Origin of the sequence: Methylorubrum sp. SL192 (genome assembly GCF_026672325.1) — a bacterium.
Classification (GTDB): Bacteria; Pseudomonadota; Alphaproteobacteria; order Rhizobiales; family Beijerinckiaceae; genus Methylobacterium; species Methylobacterium extorquens.
In genome coordinates, this window is sequence record NZ_JAPPQV010000003.1 from 2,648,955 (window position 1) to 2,670,319 (window position 21,365).

Sequence of the window (21,365 nt, forward strand, 5' to 3'; positions counted from 1 at the left end):
CGGCCCGGACGCGCTCCGGGCCGCCGATCTCATACCAAATCCGGTTGATCCCTTCGGGATGGCGGATTTGGGCTTCGCTCAAGTGCCGCGCGGGCTGACCGATACGGTTCCCGCTTTGATCAAGCGGAAACCGTATCAGCCGGAGACGCCGGCCCGGTAGAGCCGCCCGCGCTCGGTCCAGGCCACGGTGAGCAGGGCCAGCGCGCCGAGCAGGGCGTAGCCGTAGGCCACCGGCATCACCGTGCCGTCGAAGGCGTGCCCGATGACGAAGCCGCAGAAGGCGCCCAGGATCGTGGTGTAGAAGCCGAGGAACGACGAGGCCGTGCCGGCGATCGCCCCGAGCGGCTGCAGCGCCAGCGCGTTGAAGTTCGGCAGGGCGAAGCTGATCAGGAACTGATTGAGCGCCAGCACCGAGAGGAACAGCACCAGCGGCGGATGCCCCTGATAGTGCAGGCCGATGCCGACCTGCACGAGGCCGACCGCCGTGAAGGCGGTCACGCCCGCATGCGACAGGGTCCGCATCCCGAGCCAGCGCACGACGCGGGAATTGATCAGCGTCGCCGCGCCCATGGCGCCGGCCACCACGCCGAAGGCGACGGGGAACAGGCCGCCGAGATGATAGAGCCCGGTGTCGAACACCTGCTGGGCCGAGCCGACATAGCCCATGATGCAGCCTGTCAGCAGGCCGAGCGCCGTGGCGTAGCCGATCGCCGCGCGGTTGCGCAGCACCGTGGCGAGCGCCTGCCCCGTGGCCCGCAGCGAGAGCGGGCGGCGGTACTCGGGATGCAGCGTCTCCGGCATGCGCAGGGCGAACCACAGCGTGAGGATGCCGCCCAGCGCCAGCATCGACACGAACACCCAGATCCACGAGCCGAGCAGCAGCATGGTCGCGCCGATCGCCGGCCCGAGCATCGGCACGATCAGGAACACCATCATGATGAGCGACATCACGCTCGCCATCTCGCGCCCCGAGAAGCGGTCGCGCACGATCGCGGTGGCGAGCACCCGGCCGCCCGCCGCACCCATGCCCTGGATGACGCGGGAGGCGAGCAGCCACTCATAGCTCGGCGCCAGCATCGAGAGGATGCAGCCCGCGGTGTAAATGCCGAGGCTGATCAGCAGGGTCGGCCGCCGCCCGAGCGCGTCCGAGACCGGCCCGTAGACGATCTGCGCCACCCCGAAGCCGATCATGTAGACGTAGACGAGGAGCTGCAGGCTGTTGGGGTCGGCAACCCCGAACCGCTCCTGGATCATCGGGAAGGCCGGCAGCAGGTTGTCGATCGACATGGCGGTGACCGCCATCATCAGCGCGACGATGCCGACGAACTCGGCAAAGCCCGGCCCGACCCAGGGTGATGGATTCGAGGGGGATGGACCCGAAGGGGACGGGCTCGCCGGCGGGCCCGCAGGCATGCTCCGGGCCGCTCCCGGCGAACCGCCCGGCGGGGCCTCGGAGGCCGGGCTTCCGAGGGTGGGCCGAGGGGAGGATATCACGGTCGCGGATGCTCTCAGGGGCAGCATCCGGCTTGGGACCGGGCGCAGCGGGACAAGGGGTTGGCGTGTCGTAACGCGGGGGAAGCCGGCGCTATCCCTCCCCCATACGGGGAGGAGGGTTGTCTGCGACGCGGCGCCTATTTCGGCTTCCCGTCGCCCTCGGCCATTGCCGCACTGAGCCGGGCGTAGTTCCGGGTCACGAGGGTGATGTTGGCCGGCGACGGCTTCTCGGGCTCGCCCGCCGCGAGCGCCGCCTCGATCTCCTTGACCGCTTCGGCCTTCTCCTGGGCGGGCATCGCCTTGTCGGCCTGGAGCGCCGCCAGTTGCTTCTTCAGCAACGGCGTTGCGCCGACATAGCTCTTCGTCTCGGGATCGATGCCGCCGAGCACCGCATCGACGGTGTCGCTGGCATCCTGAAACTCTTCGAGGCTGGCAAAGCCGTTCCGCTTCACGATCGCCTCGGCTTCGGCTTGAGCCTGCGCCTCGGCCTTCGGATCGGGCTTGTCGGGCGCGGCGCCGGGCAGCGCCGCGAGTTCGGGCTGGGCGACGAGGAGGCCGTCGATCTGTCCTTGCGTCAGCGCGATCGCCTTGCCAGGCTCCGGCGCTGTAGCCTGGGCAGGGACTTGGGCAGGGACTTGGGCAGGGACTTGGGCAGGGACTTGGGCAGGGACTTGGGCAGGGACTTGGGCAGGGACTTGGGCAGGGACTTGGGCAGGGACTTGGGCAGGGACTTGGGCAGGGACTTGGGCAGGGACTTGGGCAGGGACTTGGGCAGGGACTTGGGCAGGGACTTGGGCAGGGACTTGGGCGAGCGCGCTGCCCGGAACCAGGGCGGTTCCGGCGAGGAGGGCGGAGACGGAAGCGGCGAACAGGCTGCGCGATAGGATCGTCATGATCGTCTGCCTCTGGTGTCGTGTCGGCGGCGCCGAGGAAAACCCCGCAAGCGCGACGGCTTCCGCCCGCGCCGGGGGCTTGTCGCAGCGGGTCGCGGCGAAAGCGTGATGGCATCCGGGAGCGGCCCGCTCCGTGCGCGACCGCATTCGCCACGCCGCAGCCGCAAAGCCGGCCTCTGTTTCGCGGCCAAGCTGGCTGCCAAGTTCGCAGTCGAGCCGCCGACCAGAAGGAGAACCGCAGCCCGTGAGCCGTGCCCTCTTGAGCCGTGCCCCCGTGAGCCCGCGTCGCCCGCAGCCCGTCCGCGCAGCCTGGCTCGCCGTCGCGATCGCGCTGGTGGCCCTGAGCCCGGTGCGCGCCCAAGACGATGACACGACGCGCGCGCAGGGGCTCGTCGCCCCTTACGTCGAGGCGGGCCTGTTCTCCGGCGTCATCCTCGTGGCCCGGAACGGGCGGCCGGTCTTCCGCCAGGCCTACGGCCTCGCCGACCGAGAGTGGGAGGTCCCCAACACGCCGCAGACCCATTTCCGCATCGGCTCGCTGACCAAGGCCTTCACCGCGGCGGCCGTGCTGAAGCTCGCCGAGGCCGGCCGGCTCGGGCTCGACGATCCCGTCCGCCGCTGGGTTCCGTCCGTGCCGGAAGCCTGGGCGGGGGTGAGCCTGCGTCACCTGCTCCAACACCGCTCCGGCATCATCAACTTCACGGCGCTGCCGAACTATTACGACCAGATCGCGCGGGTCGATCACACGCCCGCGCAGATCGTGGCGCTGACGGCGGGCGACCCACTGCTGTTCCCGCCGGGGACACGCTTCGAGTACAGCAACACCAATTACGTGCTGCTCGGGATGGTGATCGAGGCCGCCTCGGGCCTCTCCTACGAAGGGTACCTGCGCGACAACATCCTCGCGCCGCTGGGGCTGAAAGAGACCGGCTACGACGACCTCACCGCGATCCTGCCGCGGCGGGCCGCCGGCTACCGGCGGGGGCGGGCGCAGTGGCGCAACGCGGTGCCGATGGCGGCGAGTTCAGCCTATGCCGCGGGCGCGCTCTATTCCACGGTCGACGACCTGCTCGCCTGGGACGAGGCGCTCGCCGGCCCGCGCCTGCTCTCCGAGGCCTCGCGCGCGGCGATGTTCGACGATCGCGGCACCGGCTACGGCCTCGGCTGGTTCATCTCCCGCGCCTTTGGGAAACCCGGCGACAAGACGAGCGGCCACCGCGTCTTCGGCCATGCCGGGTCGATCCCCGGCTTCCTCTCGATCAACGACGTCTATCCCGACGACCGGCTCACGGTGATCGTGCTCTCGAACACCGAGACCGCGCCGGCCCAGAAGATCGCCCGCGACCTCGCCGCCCTCCATCTCGGCCATTACGCGGCGCCCGAAGAGATCGTGCTGGAGGACGTGATCCTCGACCGCTACCCCGGCACCTACCGCCTCGGCCCCCGCGCCTTCCTCACCGTCGCCCGCGAGGGCCGGGGCCTGACGGCGCGGGCGGAAGGACCGGGGATGCGGGAGCCCGCCTTCCCCTTCGTGCCCGAGAGCGACCGCACCTTCGTCAGCCCCGTCGCCGACATGCGCCTGACCTTCGAGACGGAGCCCGACGGCACGCCCACCGGGGCGATCCTTCATCGCGACGGCCGCGACCGGACCGGGCCGCGTGTCACCGCCGAGGAGGCGCGGGCCGTGCTCGCCGAGCCACCGCAGGCGCATCGCGAAGTCGCCATCGACCGCTCCGGTCTGGCGGCGCTCGCCGGCCGCTACGCCCTGGGACCGGGCTCCGAGATCGCGGTGACCGTCGAGGACGGGCGGATCTTCGCGCAAACCACACGGCAGCCGCGCAACGAACTCGTCCCCGAGGGCGAACGCGCCTTCTTCCTGCGCGCGAATGATGCGCAGATCCGCTTCACCGCCGACGAGACCGGCCGCGTCACCGGCCTGATCCTGCACCGGAACGGCCTCGAGACCGACGCGCCCCGATTGCCCGACGAGGGCGCCACGCCCCCGCTCCTTGGACAAAGGGCGGGGTCGCCAGGGGGCCTGAAAGGGTCTAACTGATGGAGCCGCAGCCGCCCCGGCGGCAGGCAAAAACAATTGCGAAGACAGTCAAGTCGGCGGCCGCCAGAAGCCGCGTTGGACAAAAGTCCATCTTGATCGGACGAGGCGACTGCTCTTGTCTCCCGCCAAGACGCGGCAAGACCGGCGGCAAGAGCGGTCAACGAACAAGCGCAATGGAGGAAACGCGATGAACAAGCCCGAATTCCTGGCGGATGCCAAGACGAAGTCGCCGTTTTCGGCGCGCTACGACAACTTCATCGGCGGCCAGTGGGTCGCGCCGGCGAGCGGCCGCTACTTCGAGAACACCTCCCCCATCACCGGCAAGGTGATCTGCGAGGTTGCCCGCTCCGAGGCGGCGGACATCGAGCGGGCGCTCGACGCCGCGCACGCCGCCAAGGATGCCTGGGGCCGCACCGCGCCGGCCGAGCGCGCCCGCATCCTCAACAAGATCGCCGACCGGATGGAGGACAACCTCGATCTGATCGCGCTGGCCGAGACCTGGGACAACGGCAAGCCGATCCGCGAGACCACCGCCGCCGACATCCCGCTTGCCATCGATCACTGGCGCTACTTCGCGAGCTGCGTCCGCGCCCAGGAAGGCGCAATCTCCGAGATCGACCACGACACGGTGGCCTACCACTTCCACGAGCCGCTCGGCGTCGTCGGCCAGATCATCCCGTGGAACTTCCCGATTCTGATGGCGGTGTGGAAGCTGGCCCCCGCGATCGCCGCCGGCAACTGCGTGGTGCTCAAGCCCGCCGAGCAGACCCCCGCCTCGATCCTCGTGGTGATGGAGTTGATCGGCGACCTGCTGCCGCCCGGCGTCATCAACGTCGTCAACGGCTTCGGCCTGGAGGCCGGCAAGCCGCTCGCCTCGAACCCGCGCATCGCCAAGATCGCCTTCACCGGTGAGACGACCACCGGCCGCCTCATCATGCAGTACGCCTCGCAGAACTTGATCCCGGTGACGCTGGAGCTCGGCGGCAAGTCGCCGAACATCTTCTTCGGGGATGTCGTCAACGAGGACGACGACTTCTTCGACAAGGCGCTCGAAGGCTTCACCATGTTCGCCCTCAACCAGGGCGAAGTCTGCACCTGCCCGAGCCGCGCGCTCGTGCATGAATCGATCTACGACCGCTTCATCAAGCGCGCGATCAAGCGCGTCGAGGCGATCACCCAGGGCTCGCCGCTCGATCCGGCGACGATGATCGGCGCGCAGGCCTCCTCGGAGCAGCTCGAGAAGATCCTCAGCTACGTCGATATCGGCCGCCAGGAAGGCGCCGAGTGCCTCACGGGCGGCGCCCGCGGCACCCGCGAGGGCGATCTGGCCGACGGCTTCTACATGCAGCCGACGGTGTTCAAGGGCCACAACAAGATGCGGATCTTCCAGGAGGAGATCTTCGGGCCCGTCCTCTCGGTGACGACCTTCAAGGACGACGAGGAGGCGCTCTCGATCGCCAACGACACGCTCTACGGCCTCGGCGCCGGCGTGTGGACCCGCGACGGAACCCGCGCCTACCGCTTCGGCCGCGCCATCCAGGCCGGTCGCGTCTGGACGAACTGCTACCACGCCTATCCGGCGCATGCGGCCTTCGGCGGCTACAAGCAGTCCGGCATCGGCCGTGAGACCCACAAGATGATGCTCGACCACTACCAGCAGACCAAGAACATGCTGGTCAGCTACTCCTCGAAGAAGCTCGGGTTCTTCTAAGCCCTTCGAGAGTTCGAGACCGACTCCAGCCCCGGCCGCAAGGCCGGGGCTTTTTGCATTTCCGGCATACGCCTCACCGGCCGGCCTTCGGGAGCAGCCCCTGTGCGGTCGCGAGGACCCGGCGTCGCCCGGCCTGATGGCATCGGGTCGGTGCCTCTCGGTCCTTGTTGTGGTGCGCATTCCTTCGACGAGCCGGTGACCACTACGTCGGAATGCGCTCCCGCCGTCGCCGCTCCGGAGCCGAGTCTCGAAGACCGGCGGCTTCAGCCCGTCCCTGTCCCCTCGTTAGGGGATACAACCGATGAACGAACATGGACAGAGATCTCAACCTTTGATCAAGACAAACGAAATAAGTCCGCCAATAATCCCAGTCAAAATCATTATATCTCATTGAAACGGCAATAATCGGGCAGGGCACGTCGCATTGGGATTTAGATTCCATTATCAAACTCATGATAGATTTGAGGAGAAATTAGACTGGGGCGAAAAATGAGAATTAGCATCAAAGCAATACTCGTTGGCATGTTTGCCATCCTGACGATTGTATCCGCCATTCAGGGACTCGTTTCGATCAAAGCCCTCCAAACGAATGGCGAGAGCACGAACGTCATCATCACCAATGCAATTCCGTCCCTCAACCAGGCGAGCCGCATCAATAGGCTCATCCTGCAGGTTAGAACGGCCCAGCTTCGGTTCCTGACCGCACCCAATGATGCGATCAGGAAAGAAGACCTCGCCTTGGCGCATGAGTTGATGGAGGCGCGCACCGCGGAGCTCGACAAGTACAAGGTGCTCATCGCCAGTAGCACTGAGCAGGCCGCCTACGACGACCTCATCCAGACGGTCGGCGCGCTGAAGCAGGACTGGTCCAAGCTGCTGCGGATCGCCGAAACAAACGCCGATCAGGCGCTGGTGCTGTTCCGGACGGAGAACCATGCACGGTATCGCGCCGCCGCCGCCGCCGCGACCCGGCTCGTCGATCTGAATTTCGAGGTGAGCAAGGCCGCCGGAGAGGCCGCGCAGATCCAACAGACTCAGGCGATCCATACGGCCATCGCGATGCTGGTCGCGGGCCTCGTCGTCACGATCCTGGCCATGGCGTTCTCCATCTTCGGCGTGGCCCGGCCCATCGAGCAGATGACGCGCGCGATGCGCGACATCGCGAGCGGCGATACCGACCGGGAGGTGCCGTCCAAGGGCCGACGGAACGAGATCGGCGAGATGGCATCCACCGTCGAGGTGTTCCGCACGAACCTGATCCATACGCGCAAGCTGGAGGAGGACACCGCTCTCGCCCGCGCCTCGGCGGAGGAGCAGCGCAAGGCCGGCATGCGGCAGATGGCCGATCATTTCGAGACGATGGTCAGCGGGATCATCGGCATGGTGACCTCGTCCGCCAGCCAGTTGCAGGCGACGGCCCGGAGCATGTCGGGAACGGCCACCGAGACGGCGTCGCAATCTCTGACCGTGGCGTCCGCGGCTGAGGAGGCGGCGGCGAACGTGCAGACCGTGGCCGCCGCGGCCGAGGAACTCGGCGCCTCGGTGCAGGAGATCGGCCGCCAGGTGGCGAGTTCGGCGGACTTGGCCGAGAGCGCGGTCGGCGAGGCCGACCATACGGCGGTGCTGGTGCAGAACCTGTCGAACGCCGCCGCTCAGATCAACAACGTCGTCGCGATGATCTCGACGATCGCCGGTCAGACAAACCTGCTGGCGCTGAACGCGACGATCGAGGCGGCGCGTGCCGGCGAGGCGGGCCGCGGCTTCGCCGTCGTCGCGTCCGAGGTGAAGGAGCTTGCCAACCAGACGTCGCGCGCCACCGATGAAATCGCCTCCCAGATCGGTACGATCCAAGGGGCGACCGGGCAGGCGGTGGCTGCCATCGGCGGCATCGCCAGCCGCATCAGGGAGATCAACGGCGTGGCGTCGAGCATCGCCGCCGCGGTGGAGCAGCAGGGGGCGGCGACTCAGGAGATCGTGCGCAACGTCGCCCAGGCCGCGATCGGCACCGGCGAGGTGACGACGAACATCACCAGCGTGGCCGGCGCCGCCGAGGAGACGGGGGCTGCCGCGAGCCAGGTCCTGAGCGCCGCCGCGGAGCTGTCACGCCAGTCCGAGAACCTCTCGACAGAGGTTCAGCGCTTCCTCGCCACGGTGCGGGCCGCCTGATCGACGCGCCAAGCCGCGCCACCACATCCCGAACGGCATCCGAGGCCCCCGTCACGCGAACGCGATGGGGGCTTCCGCAAGCGCCGCGCGATCTTGCGAACGCGCCAGGATCAAGGCCCGCGCGCCCGGATCTCCCTGGCCTCGCCCCCCTCCACCAGCACCTCGGCGGGGGCCGGGTGGCTGAGGAAGCCCGTCGGGCTCGCGGTGAGCCCGTAGGCGCCCGATTGCAGCACCGCGACGAGATCGCCCTCGGCCAGCGATGGTAAGGGGGCGGCGCGGCGAGGGGAAAGTCGCGCTTGACGATCTGGCCGAGATTGCCGCTGGCGGCGAGGTGGTGGTGCATGCCGCCGTCGGTGATGACAAAGCGGCTGCCGCGCGATTCCTTCACCGCCAGCACCCGCGCCACATAGACACCCGCCGGCCCGGTGAGGTAGCGGCCGGGCGCACGCTGCCAGATACGATCTGCGCCGCCGCCCGGACCGGCTCCCGGCCCGCCTGATCCGACGTGATCGTGCAGCCCATGGGTGTTCGAACGTCCTGCCTTCGGCGTCGACCGCGGCGAAACGCAGGGATGTCCACCGCGCCCTCATCGACCGTGCCGGCGCGTCGCGAAGCGGCTTCGCGTGCACGCCCTGGAGCCGGTGTCCAGCAGAACAAACCCGGAGAGATAAATTCTCGCTTCATCAATATATAGGGAAATCGTTTCCCTAAAAGTCGAAAAATAGAAATGCGCGTGGCTTCACCTTGCGATAAAATAATGTATGTTAATCGCTGATTACGCAATCTACTGAGACGGTCTTACCAGTTATATCTCGAAGCACCCAGATTTGCTGAGAATTTCCATTAAAACTTCAATTTATGGCCGACATCTGAAGATCTTTCCATGACTCATCAAGCTGGCCCACAAATTGCTGATCATCAATTCAGTTCAGGTTTGATTGAAAGTTCTATGCCGACGGGAGCGTCCCGCAAGAAAAATCATAGCCGAGGGATCAAGGCGCGGAGTGTCGAAAGGTCGATGAATGCCCGAGGTCACATTCAACTCAAACCGAAGGACGCTCGAAGAGATATTTCGCGCCCATAACGGGTGGCTGAAAAACTGGTTGCGGAAACAGTCGTGGACCGTGCAATCTGCCGAAGACTTGGCTTCGGATGTTTTCTGCGCGTTGCTTACGGTGCCGAACATTGGGGCCATCAGGCAGCCCCGCGCGATGATGACGACCATCGCGCGCCGCCTCATCTATGACGAGCGTCGGCGACATGATCTCCACGCCGCCTATAAGGCCGAGCTCACCTTCCTGCCGGAGGTGTTAGAAGTATCGGCAGAGGATCGCCTCATCCTGATCCAGGCCCTTCAAGCTGTCGAGACGATACTGGCGAATTTACCGCGAAAGGCACGGATCGCTTTTCTGATGAGCCAGATCGAAGGCATGCCGTATGCCGTGATCGCGGTGGAACTCAATGTTTCCGTTAGCATGGTGCGCAAGTACGTTGCGCAAGGACTGCGTGCTGCTTATGCCGCGGTCGATCATCAGAACTGAGCAAGGCTCACCTCAGCATGGCATCACCCCAAAGATTTGAGGATGCGCGAGCCGAAGCTGCGATCGAATGGATGGTGGAGATTTCCTCGGGCGAAGTATCCGCGGATCAGCTCGAGGCGTTCGACGCGTGGTTGCGCGCCGATCCCGCCAATGAAACGGCTTGGATTCGCCTGCAGGAAGGCCTCATGCCCTGCGGCGTCACGGCGCGGCGAGGAGCTGGGCAGGCAGTTCTGAAGCGCCATCTCGGCGCCCATCGAGAGAACCGACGGAACGTCATCTTGGGCCTGGCCTGCTTGGCCGGACTCGGCGTGATCAGTGCCGGGATCGCGGACCGATACATTCCCTTGAGCGAGATCTTGGCAGATCGCGTCACCTATACGGGTGGGCAGGAGACTGTGGCGCTTTCGGACGGAAGCGAGCTCGTGCTCGCGCCGCGGACTGCCCTCAACATCGTAAGCGAGGCCGGGCAGCGGGGCATCCAACTTCTGACGGGCGAGGTGCTGATGCGCGTTGCCCCTGACGCAACGCCCTTCAAGGTCCAGACCGGGGCGTTGACGCTGGTGACCTCCGCAGGAACATTCCTGGTCGAAAGCCGGGATGAGCGCCTCGCGGTGACGGGAATCGAAGGGACCGGGCGACTCGCCTATGCTTCGGCGACCGAATCGTTGGCCGCCGGAGACTTGATCGAGTTCGCGGGCGGAAACAGGCGACATCTGAAGGCCGATATCGCTGCCGCGACGGCTTGGCTCGATGGATTGCTGGTGGCCAAGGACAGCAGTCTTCAGGCGATCGCAACCAAGTTGCAACGCTACTTCGCCGGAATCATACAGGTGGAGCCCGGCGTCGCGGACCTGCGTGTCACCGGCGTCTTCTCGCTTCGAGATCCGGAGGCGACCCTCGACGCCTTGGCGGAATCCCTCGGCCTTTCACAGGCACGCCTGTCCCGGTATTGGATCAAGCTCGGCCCGGCCAAGGCCTGAAGGACGGAGCGATCTTCCCGGCCTGAACGTGCCGTTTGCTGGGTTCGGCCATTCGACACGGCAGGCATCGCGCGCGGCACGGCGATCGGGAGCGCCAACCCATTCTGTTGAACTCGGATAACGGGCTACCCCTTCGGCCGCCTTGTTGGATGCCGACCAGGTCCGTGTCCTCGCCGTCTGAGCACGTCGGCCACACCGGCTCGTCAAGACTCAAAAAACAGCGTCCGGATGCTGACGCTTTGCCGGCCTCATCAGACATCTCCCACGAAAGAAGCGCGAAGGCGCGAGTGGGGGCTGGATATGAGTGTTGTGCGAAGGAACATCTACAGTGCTTTCGTCAGCGCATCGTCTCTCGTTGCGGGGGGCGGGGTGTTGGTGTGCGGGTCTCAACCGGCCTTCGCGCAGGCCCAGTATGACTTCAGCGTCCCGCGCGGCGATCTGGCGACCGTCGTGACGGAGATCGGGCGCATGGCCGGCACGATCATCGTAATTCCCCAGTCGCTCGCAGCTGGCCGCATGGCCGGGCCGGTTCAGGGCCGTGAAACCGTCTTCGACGCCCTGGCCAAGGCCCTGGCCGGCACCGGCCTGCGCGCCGATTCCGGCCAGGGCCGGAGCATCATCATCCGGGCGGCATCCAGCACATCGGCGATTCCTCCCGCTGGCGGGAATGTCATCGAAGCCATCGATGTGACCGACAACAGCGGTGTCAACGCCTTCGGCGACCGTGGATTTCAGGCCGGGGCGGCCGGGGAGACGGTGCGGATCGGAGGGGCTCCGATCAAAGAAATCCCGCTTAGCGTCAGTGTCGTCACCCGGGATGTCGTCCGCTCGCAGGGCATCACCAGCACGGCCGATGCGGTGCGCAACGTGGCCGGCGTGTCGGCGAGCGCCGTCTCGACCGGCCGCCCGGAGTTCACGATTCGCGGCTTCAAGCAGGCCGGCTACGCGATCAACGGACAGATCGGCTCGACCTTCGCGCAGGTTCCGATCGACGGCGTCGAGCGCATCGAGGTGCTGAAGGGGCCAACGTCCATTCTGACCGGCGTGAGCAGGGAGGGCGGGGTGGTGAACGTGACCCTGAAGGAGCCGACCGCCGAGCCGATCCGGACGCTGACGATGCGGTATGGAACCTACAACTACAAAACCTTGGCCGCCGATATCGGCGGCCCGGTCGAGGGCGTCGATGGTCTGAATTACAGGTTTGTCGCATCCGGCAACCATGCCGACGAGAATTACGGCGGATACCGAGATCCGAGAGAGCTGCACATCGCGCCGTCCGTACGGTGGACCGGCGCGGATCTCAGCATCCTCCTGGGTATGCGGTATGATCGGGCGCACCTTGTCCCGGCGCCCATCACCTTCGCACCCTTCCTTCTCGAGGGCGGCCTCGGCCGTCCCTTGCGGCTTCCGCGCGAAGTCCCCATCGGCAGTCCCTATTTCGGTGGGTCGACCGAGGAGATCGCGTTCAACACGCGGCAATCCTACGATGTCGGAAATGTTCTCGGAGCCGACGTCACGGTCAACAACAGCACGCAATACCTGATCTCGCGCGCGAAGCTGCTCACCGGCCTTCTGGATGCCACAGAGGACGAGGTTCAGGGCTTGTTCAACAGCCCATCGAATGTTTCCATGCGTGATCTGACAAACCGCCTGGATGTCACGACGGAATACAATGCCGGATTTGCAAGGAATTTTCTGAAGCTCGGATACGATTACATCGACCGCACCAATCGTCCGCGCATCGGGGGGGAGCCTCTCGGGAATGTCAACATTCGCACGGGCCTGCCCTACTTTCCTCTACGATTTGCGTACAGTCCCAATTTGCGCGAGGATTCATCAACAATTCAAGGAATTTACTTTATCAATAAGTTCGATACATTTGACGACCGCCTGCATATCATGGGGTCGTACCGGTATGATTGGCAGGCGACCAACTCCGTCACGCGAACCCCCCTGGAGACGAACAGGGTCAGTGGGCGAAACGAGGGCGAATCCTGGGTCGCCGGCGCCGCGTTCGATGTGACGCCCTGGATGACGGTCTATGGCAATCGCAGCGTCGGCTTCGTCCCCTCCGTACTCGGTACGGTCGCCGGCGCATTGCCGGCGCCGGAAGGACGCGACCTCGCGGAGGTCGGAGCGCGCTACTTCCTGTTCGACAAGCGGCTTTCTCTGACGACCTCCTTGTTCGATCTTGCCCGTACGAACGTCACGATTACCGATCCACGCGATCCGACGGGTCAAACACGCATCCTGGTGGGAGGCTTGCGCAGTCGCGGCACCGAATTCGAGCTTCAGGGCGAAATACTTCCGGGTCTCAACGTCATCGCGAGCTTGACGATCCAAAACATCGCTGTGACCGATCGCGCGACGGAAGAAGGTGGCGAGTTCTTCGGAGTGCCTAAGAAGACCGCGAGCCTGTGGGTTACCTACGCCCTTCAGTCCACTCCGTTCGCCGGTCTCACCTTCGGGGTCGGTGCACGTGGCAACTCACGAAGCACGACGGGCATCGGCACGGACTCCGTCTACGTTCCTGGATACGTCGTCGCCGACGCCATGATTGCCTATCAGCGGGACGACTTTTCCGTATCGTTGAATGTCAAAAACATACTCAATGAATATTCATTGAGTCCATCTTACTTCAGCGACTACATCGGCATCAATCAGGGGCGGAGCGCCCTGCTCCAGGCGGATTACAGGTTCTAGATTTGGTTCGACTGGATCGTGCCGGACTGCGCGGTTCGACGCCGAACGGACATCCACGGCAGGGTGGAGCGCTCACGAAAACCTGGCCGGATGAGCACCCGCGGCTTCCTGTTCGCAGGGCGCCGCGGGGAAGCGTCGGCTGATATGCTTCGCGGGCGGTGCGATCCAAGACTTCAAAATCAAAGACTTCAAGATCAAAGACTTCAAGACGCATCCGGATGCCGGCCTCAAGGCAAGCGGGCGACAGGGAAGCACTGCTTTCAGGGAACGGCTTCGTCGAAAGCTTCCACGGGGCGCGGTCCCGATCCTTCTTAACAGACACATAGTGGTTCCGATGCCGTCTCTCGCGTCAAGTTATTGCGGCCGCCTCGGTAATTTCATGCGCCGAGTAAAACGTCTCGTCCTGCCGGTTTGGCGGCTCGCCTATCCCTACTTCACGGCGACGGACACGGTCAGTCGCCCTGTTCCACTTCGACCCATGCGGATCCAGGAACGCTGGATCGCGCTCGGCTTGGTATCGCTCATCTTCGGAATCGAGCTTTTCAAGGTCACCGCGACCGTTCGGCTCTCGTATTTCAATCGTGATTGGTTCGACGCTATCCAGAATAAAGATGAAGGTGCGTTCTGGTCTCAGCTGCTCCACGTTTTCCTTGTGTGGTCCCTGATTTACGTCACGCTGAGTGTTTCCCAGTACGTGATCATGTCGGTTCTGCAGATCCGCTGGCGGACTTGGATGACGAAGGGTTACGTCGATCGCTGGCTGGGAGATCACACTCATTACCGTATCGGTCTGCTCTCGTCGCCGGGCGACAACCCCGATCAGCGCATTGCGGAAGACATCGATAAATTCACGCGTACCACGCAATCATTGACCGTCCAGTTTCTTTCGTCAGTCTCGAACCTGATCTCATTCTCCGTCATACTTTGGAGTATTTCGGCTTCGTTTACCGTTCCCGGAACGAATTGGCACGTTCCGGGCTTCCTGGTCTGGGGAGCCGTGATTTATGTCGGCCTCGTCACGTGGCTCACGCACGTGATCGGGCGCACCCTCGTCGGCCTCAACTTCCATCAGCAACGCCGCGAGGCTGATTTCCGTTTTTCGCTCGCCCGCCTGAGGGAGTATGGCGAACAGGTCAGTCTGCTGGGAGGCGGCGAGGCCGAAAAAGACGGATTAATCCGCGGCCGGTTCAATCCATTGGTGAAAAACTTCTACGCGATCATCAAGGTGCGCAAAAGATTGATGGCCTTCATCGTGGCCTATGAGCAGTCTGCCACGGTCTTACCCTACATATTTTCTGCAACTTACTATTTTTCCGGCCAAATCACGCTGGGCACGCTGACGCAGGTGGCGGATGCATTTCTCAAGCTTCAGATGACGCTGTCGTTCTTCATCGCCAATTACACGGATTTGACGGCTTACAAGTCGGAGGTCGATCGCCTCACGAGCTTCGGAAAGGATATGGATCGTGCCGACGCGATGAGGGCGCTTGCCGCCCCGGTGGTCGCTGCGGGCGACAGCCAGGCTCTGAGCGTGCGCGGTCTCGCGCTGAAACTTCCGGATGGCCGTCGCATCGCCTCCGTTCCGGACCTTCTCCTGCATCCCGGCGAAGCGGTACTCCTGAAAGGGCCCTCGGGATCCGGCAAGTCGACGCTCTTCCGCGCCATCGCAGGGATCTGGCCGTTCTGCGAGGGATGCATTCAGATCCCGGCCGGTGCGACGCTGCTGCTGCTGCCCCAGCGTCCCTACATCCCGATCGGATCGCTTCGCTATGCTGCAACCTATCCGCAGGTCTTGGTCCGTCACGGCGGGGACGAGATCGATAGGGCGCTCGGATTGGCGCGATTGCCGCACTTGATCGAGCGTCTCGACGAGGAGGCGGCCTGGGCTCAGACCCTCACCTTGGGTGAGCAGCAGCGCCTCGCCATCGCCCGCGCCCTGCTCGCCAAACCCGATTGGCTTTTTCTCGACGAAGCGACCGCCGCGCTCGACGAGCCGACCGAAGCGGCGCTCTACACCATGCTGCGGGAGCAGCTGCCCGCCACCACGCTGGTTTCGATCGGTCACCGTGCAACACTGCAGGGCTTCCACGAGCGCTGCCTCGACATGCGGCCTTCGTCGGACGGCAGGTTCACGCTTGCGAATGCACCCAGACAAGCGACTGCCGTGGCGTTGTCGGAGCCGTGAAGCGGGGGGAGAGGGACGAGGATCAGCCCCGTGCCCGGACCTCCCTGACCTCGCCCCCCTCCACCAGCACCTCGGCCGGGGTCGGGTGGCTCAGGAAGCCCGTCGGGCTCGCGGTGAGCCCGTAGGCGCCCGATTGCAGCACCGCGACGAGATCGCCCTCGGCCAGCGGCGGCAGAGGGGCGGCGCGGGCCAGCATGTCCAGCGGCGTGCAGAGCGGGCCGACGACCGCCGTCGCCGCGCGTTCACCGCCCGCATCGGTCACCGCGGCAAGGGGAAAGTCGCGCTTGACGATCTGGCCGAGATTGCCGCTGGCGGCGAGATGATGGTGCATGCCGCCATCGGTGATGACGAAGCGGCTGCCGCGCGATTCCTTCACCGCCAGCACCCGCGCCACGTAGACGCCCGCCGGCCCGGTGAGGTAGCGGCCGGGTTCCAGCACCACGCGGGCACGCGCCAGCCGCGGGTCGGCCCGCAGGGTGGCGATCAGGTCGGGCAGCCCGGCCCGGATCGCGCCGAGATCGAGGGCGGCGTCGCCGGAGAAGTACGGGATGCCGAGGCCGCCGCCGAGATCGATCGTCTCCAGCGGCCGCCCGATTCGGTTCGCGATCCGCGCCGCAAGCCCGAGCCCGTAGGCCCACTGGCCGAGGAGGGTGTCCGCCTTCAGCCCTTGCGTTCCCGCGAACAGGTGGAGCCCGACGAGGCGCAAGCGCGGTTCGGCCTCCACGGTGTCGATGGCGGCCTTGATGTCCTCTTCGTCGAAGCCGAACGGCGAAGGCTTGCCGCCCATCCGCATCGCCCCGCCTTGCGCGGCCGCACCGGGATTGATCCGCAGCGCCACCCGCACGCGCACGCCGTGACGCTCGGCCGCCGCCGCGACGCGAACAATCTCCTCGCGGTTTTCGAGATGGATCTCGCCGATGCCGCCGCCGATCACCCGGTCGAGGTCGGCCGCCCCCTTGCCCGGGCCGGCGAACAGGATCTTTTCCGGAGGAACATCCGCCCTGATCGCGGCGTCGAACTCGGCACCGGAGGCGATCTCGGCCCCCGCGCCCTCCTGAGAGAAGACGCGGATCACCGCCGGGTTGGGGTTCGCCTTGACCGAAAAATCCACCGCCGCGAAGCCCGCGAGTGCCGCGCACAGCGCCCGGTAGGTCCGGCGCATCGTGTCGGCGTCGTAGACGAAGAGCGGCGTGCCGAATTCCTTTGCGAGGTCGGTCAGCGGCAGGCCGCCCACCTGCAGCACGCCGCTCGCATCACGGATAAAATTCTCGGCGATCAGCGCGGCGGCGAGGTCGGGAGAGACGGCCTGGGTCATGACGACCTCATGCGGGAGACTTGCCCCATCCTCAACCTCATCCTGAGGTGGCGACGCGCAGCGGCGCCCTCGAAGGGTGCTCCAGGGATCGCGCGGGAACGGGATGATCCTTCGAGGCCGCTGCGCGGCGCCTCAGGATGAGGGCAGCGGATGGGAGACCGTCGGCCCGCGCGCATCGGTGTCCTAGATTTCCACCGCCGCGCGCTCGGCGGTGAGGCGCTTGTAATCGACCTTGCCATTGGGCGTGGTCGGCAGCGCGGCCACCGCCTCGATGGTGCGGGGCACGAGATGGGGTGCCAGCGCCGCGCGGAGGCGCTGCAGCACGTCCGCCGTGCCCGGCGCACCCTCGGCGGGGACGGTCACGGCGTGGATGCGCTGGCCGAGGCTCGGGTCGGGCAGGCCGATCACGGCGGCGGCGCGGAAGGCGCCCGTCTCCATCAACGCCGCCTCGACCTCGGTCGGGCTCACGCGAAACCCTTGCGTCTTGATCATCGTGTCCTCGCGGCCGATGAACCGGAAGAAGCCGTCAGCATCCTCCACCACGAGGTCGCCGGAGCGGCAGACGAGGCCCGGCGCGGAACCGGGTGGCGGAAATGGATCGGGCACCAGCACGCGGGCGGTGTCCTCGGGCCGCTTCCAGTAGCCCATCGAGACGGTGGGGCCGCGGTGATGCAGGATGCCGGGCTCGCCGGGTCGCGCCCGGCGCCCTTCGAGGGTGACGGCAAAAATCTCGGTCTCGGGGATGGCGCGGCCGATCGAGTCCGGCCGCCGGTCGATCTCCTCCGGCGGCAGGTAGGTCGAGCGGAAGGCTTCCGTCAGGCCGTACATCAGCACGACGGCCGTATGCGGCAGCCGCGCGCGCAGGCGCTCGATCGTCGGCAGGGCGAGGCTGCCGCCGGAATTGGTGATCGCCCGCAGGGCCGAAAGGTCCGCCTTCGCCAGATGCGGCGCGGCCCGTGTCAGCAGCGTCCACAGCGTCGGCACGCCGGCCAGCACCGTGATGCGGTGCGCCTCCAGCGCCCGCACCACGTCGTCGCCGAGCCGGGGCGTCAGCAGCACGATGCGCGCGCCCTGCTCTACGGTGGTGAGGAGCTGGTTGAGACCGTAATCGAACGAGAACGGCAGCACCGAGAGGAGGCGGTCCGCGGGGTTGATGCCGAGATAGGTCCGCACGATGCGGGTGCCGGCGATCAGGTTGGCGTGGGAGAGCATCACGCCCTTGGGCAGGCCGGTCGAGCCCGAAGTGTAGAGAATCGCCGCCAGCCCCTCCGGCGCCGGCTCGCCGGGGATGAGGGCCGCGGCGTCGTCACCCGTCTCCCCATCGAGGATGCGCAGGTCCGCGAGGTCGTCGAGCGCGCCTTCGAGCCCGGCCGCGTGGGCGGCATCGGTCAGCAGCACGCGCGCGCCGCTATCGGCGACGATGTGGTGGACCTGACGCGGGCGCAAGGACGGGTGGATCGGCACAAACACGCCGCCGGCCGCGCTGGCGGCAAAAATCGCGACGCATTCACGGATCGATTTCGGCAGCAGGATCGCGACCCGGTCGCCGGGCCGCAGGCCGAGACGCGCCAAGCGCCCCGCCAAAGCGGCGACGCGGGCCCGGAGGCCGCCATAGGTGAGGGTCTCGCCCCCCTCGACGATCGCGGGGGAATCGTCCGCGCCGGCTCCTTCGAGCAGGTGGTGCAGCAGCGTCGGGGCCATGGGACGGGTCAGGCGCGGATCAGACGTCGGAACGCCGGTCGTCGATGAAATGGGCCAGCGTGTCGACGCTGGCGAAGTTCGCGAGATCGAAGCAGTCCTCATCGACCTCGACGCCGAAGCGGTCGCCGAGATGCATCATCAGGTCGAGGATGCCGATCGAATCGAGCGCGTCGCTGGTCACGAGGGACGTCTCCCCGGTGACGGCGCCGGGGGGAAGGCCCGGGTTGCGGGCCGCGATGAAGGCGAAGATCGCCTCCCGCACGTCGGCCATCGACTGAACCACGGCTTGGATGCCCCTCGATCGGTCCTGTGCTGGTCTCGGGTTGCGGGCTTAAGCCCAACGCAAGGGCAAGTCCATGGTGCGTGCATGGTGAGCGCATGGTTCTTGGACGATCCCCAGGCATCCATCGCTTCGCCCTGCCTCTTTAACCGGCGATTCACGCTGCCCCGCGAGGCTTCCCGGCATTCCTTTTCTCCCGGAGTCCTCGGCCCGTGTTCGGTTCAGCCCAGAACGGCGTCCTTCTCGCCGCCCGTCTCCTCATGGCCTCGGCCCTGCTGCCGACCGGCGTGGCGCGCGCGCTCAACGTCTCCGGCTTCGCGGTGGCGTTGGCGGGCGCCGGTTGCCCCGCCCCCAACGCCATCGCGACGGCGGCGGTGATCGTGCAGGTGTTCGGGCCGCTGGCGGTCATCCTCGGTGTGATGCCGCGGATCACTGGGCTCGCCATGGCCGGCTTCGTGGCCGGCATGGCCGCTCTGCTGCACCCGTTCTGGCTCCATGCCGGGGCCGCCGCGGTGACCGAGCGCAGCTTCCTCCTCGCCGATCTCGGACTGGCCGGCGCCTTCCTGATGTACGCGATGACCGGCCCCGGCGCCTGGAGCTGGCGCGGGGTCTTCAGCTCCGGCGAGGCTTCGGCGCCCGCACGAGCCCCCGCCAAGCCGGCGGCCAAGGCGCCTGCGCGGCCTAAGTCCGGCAGCGTCAAGCGGGCGGGCGGCCGGGCTCCGGCGCGGGCCGCGGCGTAAGAGGGGCAAGGCTCTGGGGCGAACCGTCGGCGGGTCTCGGCACGGCCTCGGCGACCCGTCGCTGACCGGACACCTCCGCGCCCGCATCCGGCGCCAGCCGCCGGAACACGAAGAACGAGCCCACCGAGACCACGGCCACCCCGAGGAAGGCGAGGGAGAAATCCCCCGCCTCGATCCCGGCATGGCCGTGCCAGGCGGCAGCGCCCTCCAGCGCCAGGGCGCCGATGGAGACGCCGAGGCTGAGGGACAATTGCTGCGCGACGCTGGCCAGACTCGTGGCCGCGCTCATCTCCCGCGATTCGAGGTCGGCATAGGCGATGGCGTTGACGCAGGTGAATTGCAGCGAGCGCACGCAGCCGCCGAGCAACAGCACGCCGACGATGATCCAGTGCGGGGTCTGCGCCGTGAACAGCCCGTTGGCGGCGAGAAAGGCGGAGGCGACCAGCGCGTTGACCACCATCACCCGGCGGAACCCGTAGGCGCGCAGGATGCGCGGGCCGACGATCTTGATGAGAAGGGCGCCGGCCGCCGCGGCGAAGGTGATGAGCCCGGAATGCAGCGGATCGAGCCCGAACCCGATCTGCAGCATCAGCGGCAGCAGGAAGGGGATGGCGCCGGTACCGATGCGGAACAGACTTCCCCCCGTCACCGCCGCGCGGAAGGTGTCGTGCTTGAGCAGGTCGAGGCGGATCAGCGGATGCTCGGTGCGCTTGGCGTGGCGCAGGTAGAGCCCGACGAGGACGATCCCGCCGGCCATGCAGGCCCAGGACACGCCGTCCGGCAGGAGATGGCGCCCGGTTGCGGCAAAGCCGAGCATCAGCAGGGCGAGCCCGCCGCCCGAGAGCAGAAAGCCCGTCACGTCGAGCGGTGGGCGCGTTTCCTCGCGGATGTCGCCGAAATACAGGGTCGCGAGCACGATGCCGGCGAGCCCGATCGGGATGTTGATGAAGAAGATCCAGCGCCAGTCGGCATAGGTGGTGATGAAGCCGCCGAGCGGCGGCCCGAGGATCGGGCCGATCAGCGCCGGGATGGTGAGATAGGCGAGCGCCCCGACGAGTTCGGATTTCGGCACCGAGCGCAGGATCACGAGGCGGCCCACCGGCACCATCATCGCCCCGCCGATCCCCTGCACGAAGCGGGCGGCGACGAAACCGGTGAGCGAATTCGCGGCGGCGCAGGCGAGCGAGCCCGCCATGAACACGCACAGGGCCGCGCGGAAGACGTTGCGGGCGCCGTAGCGGTCGGCGGCCCAGCCCGAGACCGGGATGAAGATCGCCAGACTGACGAGATAGGCGGTGAGCGCGAGCTTGAGGGCGATCGGATCGACACCGAGGCTCGCTGCGATCGCGGGCAGGGCCGTGGCAATCACCGTCGAGTCGGTGTTCTCCATGAACAGAGCGGTGGCGACGACGAGGGGGACGATCTGGGCGGGACGCATCGGCAGGGAGAAGCGCGCGACGCGCCGAAGGTTGCGCAAGGGGCGCGCAAGGAGCGCGCAAGTCGCGCGCGAGAGGCGCGGCGACGTTGCACGAAGACGATACCGGAACCCAACGTTGCGTGGGCGTGGGATGAAACAACGTGGCGGAACGGTCACAGGCCC

13 protein-coding genes and 2 pseudogenes are annotated in these 21,365 nt (G+C 66.4%); 8 read left to right on the plus strand and 7 right to left on the minus strand.

What is annotated here, in order from left to right:
* Positions 1–135: 135 nt before the first annotated feature.
* Both OVA30_RS13250 and OVA30_RS25995 read right to left on the minus strand, forming a co-directional pair.
* Entirely contained in the window at positions 136–1,302 is a 1,167-nt protein-coding gene (locus tag OVA30_RS13250) for a multidrug effflux MFS transporter (protein ID WP_056498387.1), read from the minus strand.
* A 329-nt stretch (positions 1,303–1,631) separates the two neighbouring features.
* Positions 1,632–2,135, minus strand: a pseudogene (locus OVA30_RS25995) (hypothetical protein); the annotation flags it as partial.
* A 496-nt stretch (positions 2,136–2,631) separates the two neighbouring features.
* On the opposite strand from OVA30_RS25995, the gene OVA30_RS13265 reads away from it, so the two are divergent.
* From OVA30_RS13265 to OVA30_RS13275, 3 genes are all read left to right on the plus strand, one after another.
* Positions 2,632–4,443 carry a serine hydrolase gene (locus tag OVA30_RS13265; protein WP_268175699.1) on the plus strand — a complete coding sequence of 604 codons (1,812 nt, stop codon included), beginning with the start codon at positions 2,632–2,634 and terminating at the stop codon, positions 4,441–4,443.
* Between the two features lie 187 nt (positions 4,444–4,630).
* Positions 4,631–6,154 (plus strand): aldehyde dehydrogenase, encoded by a 1,524-nt coding sequence (adh, locus tag OVA30_RS13270; RefSeq protein WP_268175701.1) that lies wholly within the window; start codon positions 4,631–4,633, stop codon positions 6,152–6,154.
* A 489-nt stretch (positions 6,155–6,643) separates the two neighbouring features.
* On the plus strand, positions 6,644–8,320 hold the full coding sequence (locus OVA30_RS13275) for a methyl-accepting chemotaxis protein (protein WP_015951769.1): 1,677 nt from the start codon (positions 6,644–6,646) through the stop codon (positions 8,318–8,320).
* A gap of 110 nt (positions 8,321–8,430) precedes the next feature.
* Here OVA30_RS13275 and OVA30_RS13280 read toward each other — a convergent pair.
* A pseudogene (locus OVA30_RS13280) lies at positions 8,431–8,762 on the minus strand (type III PLP-dependent enzyme); the annotation flags it as partial.
* 580 nt (positions 8,763–9,342) lie between these two features.
* Between OVA30_RS13280 and OVA30_RS13285 the strand changes: the two are divergent.
* The 4 genes from OVA30_RS13285 (at position 9,343) to OVA30_RS13300 (ending at position 15,729) form a co-directional block, all read left to right on the plus strand.
* On the plus strand, positions 9,343–9,861 hold the full coding sequence (locus tag OVA30_RS13285; protein ID WP_147019532.1) for a sigma-70 family RNA polymerase sigma factor: 519 nt from the start codon (positions 9,343–9,345) through the stop codon (positions 9,859–9,861).
* 17 nt (positions 9,862–9,878) lie between these two features.
* Positions 9,879–10,841 carry a FecR family protein gene (locus OVA30_RS13290; RefSeq protein WP_268175702.1) on the plus strand — a complete coding sequence of 321 codons (963 nt, stop codon included), beginning with the start codon at positions 9,879–9,881 and terminating at the stop codon, positions 10,839–10,841.
* Between the two features lie 468 nt (positions 10,842–11,309).
* A complete protein-coding gene (locus OVA30_RS13295; RefSeq protein ID WP_268175704.1) occupies positions 11,310–13,544 on the plus strand; it encodes a TonB-dependent siderophore receptor in 2,235 nt (744 codons plus the stop codon).
* A 334-nt stretch (positions 13,545–13,878) separates the two neighbouring features.
* On the plus strand, positions 13,879–15,729 hold the full coding sequence (locus OVA30_RS13300; RefSeq protein WP_268175705.1) for an ABC transporter ATP-binding protein/permease: 1,851 nt from the start codon (positions 13,879–13,881) through the stop codon (positions 15,727–15,729).
* A gap of 22 nt (positions 15,730–15,751) precedes the next feature.
* On the opposite strand, the gene OVA30_RS13305 is transcribed toward OVA30_RS13300, so the two are convergent.
* The 3 genes from OVA30_RS13305 to OVA30_RS13315 form a co-directional block, all read right to left on the minus strand.
* The gene (locus OVA30_RS13305; protein WP_268175706.1) at positions 15,752–17,044 is read right to left on the minus strand and encodes a type III PLP-dependent enzyme; all 1,293 of its coding nucleotides are present in this window, start codon (positions 17,042–17,044) and stop codon (positions 15,752–15,754) included.
* 183 nt (positions 17,045–17,227) lie between these two features.
* Entirely contained in the window at positions 17,228–18,745 is a 1,518-nt protein-coding gene (locus tag OVA30_RS13310; RefSeq protein WP_268175707.1) for an AMP-binding protein, read from the minus strand.
* A gap of 19 nt (positions 18,746–18,764) precedes the next feature.
* Positions 18,765–19,016, minus strand: a complete 252-nt coding sequence (locus tag OVA30_RS13315; protein ID WP_060770767.1) for an acyl carrier protein — start codon at positions 19,014–19,016, stop codon at positions 18,765–18,767.
* Positions 19,017–19,237: 221 nt separating this feature from the next.
* Between OVA30_RS13315 and OVA30_RS13320 the strand changes: the two genes are divergently transcribed.
* Complete coding sequence (locus OVA30_RS13320; RefSeq protein WP_015951772.1) at positions 19,238–19,765, plus strand: DoxX family protein; 528 nt, start codon at positions 19,238–19,240, stop codon at positions 19,763–19,765.
* Here OVA30_RS13320 and OVA30_RS13325 read toward each other — a convergent pair.
* The gene (locus OVA30_RS13325; RefSeq protein WP_265225154.1) at positions 19,722–21,203 is read right to left on the minus strand and encodes an MFS transporter; all 1,482 of its coding nucleotides are present in this window, start codon (positions 21,201–21,203) and stop codon (positions 19,722–19,724) included. The genes OVA30_RS13320 and OVA30_RS13325 overlap by 44 nt on opposite strands.
* Positions 21,204–21,365: the final 162 nt, after the last annotated feature.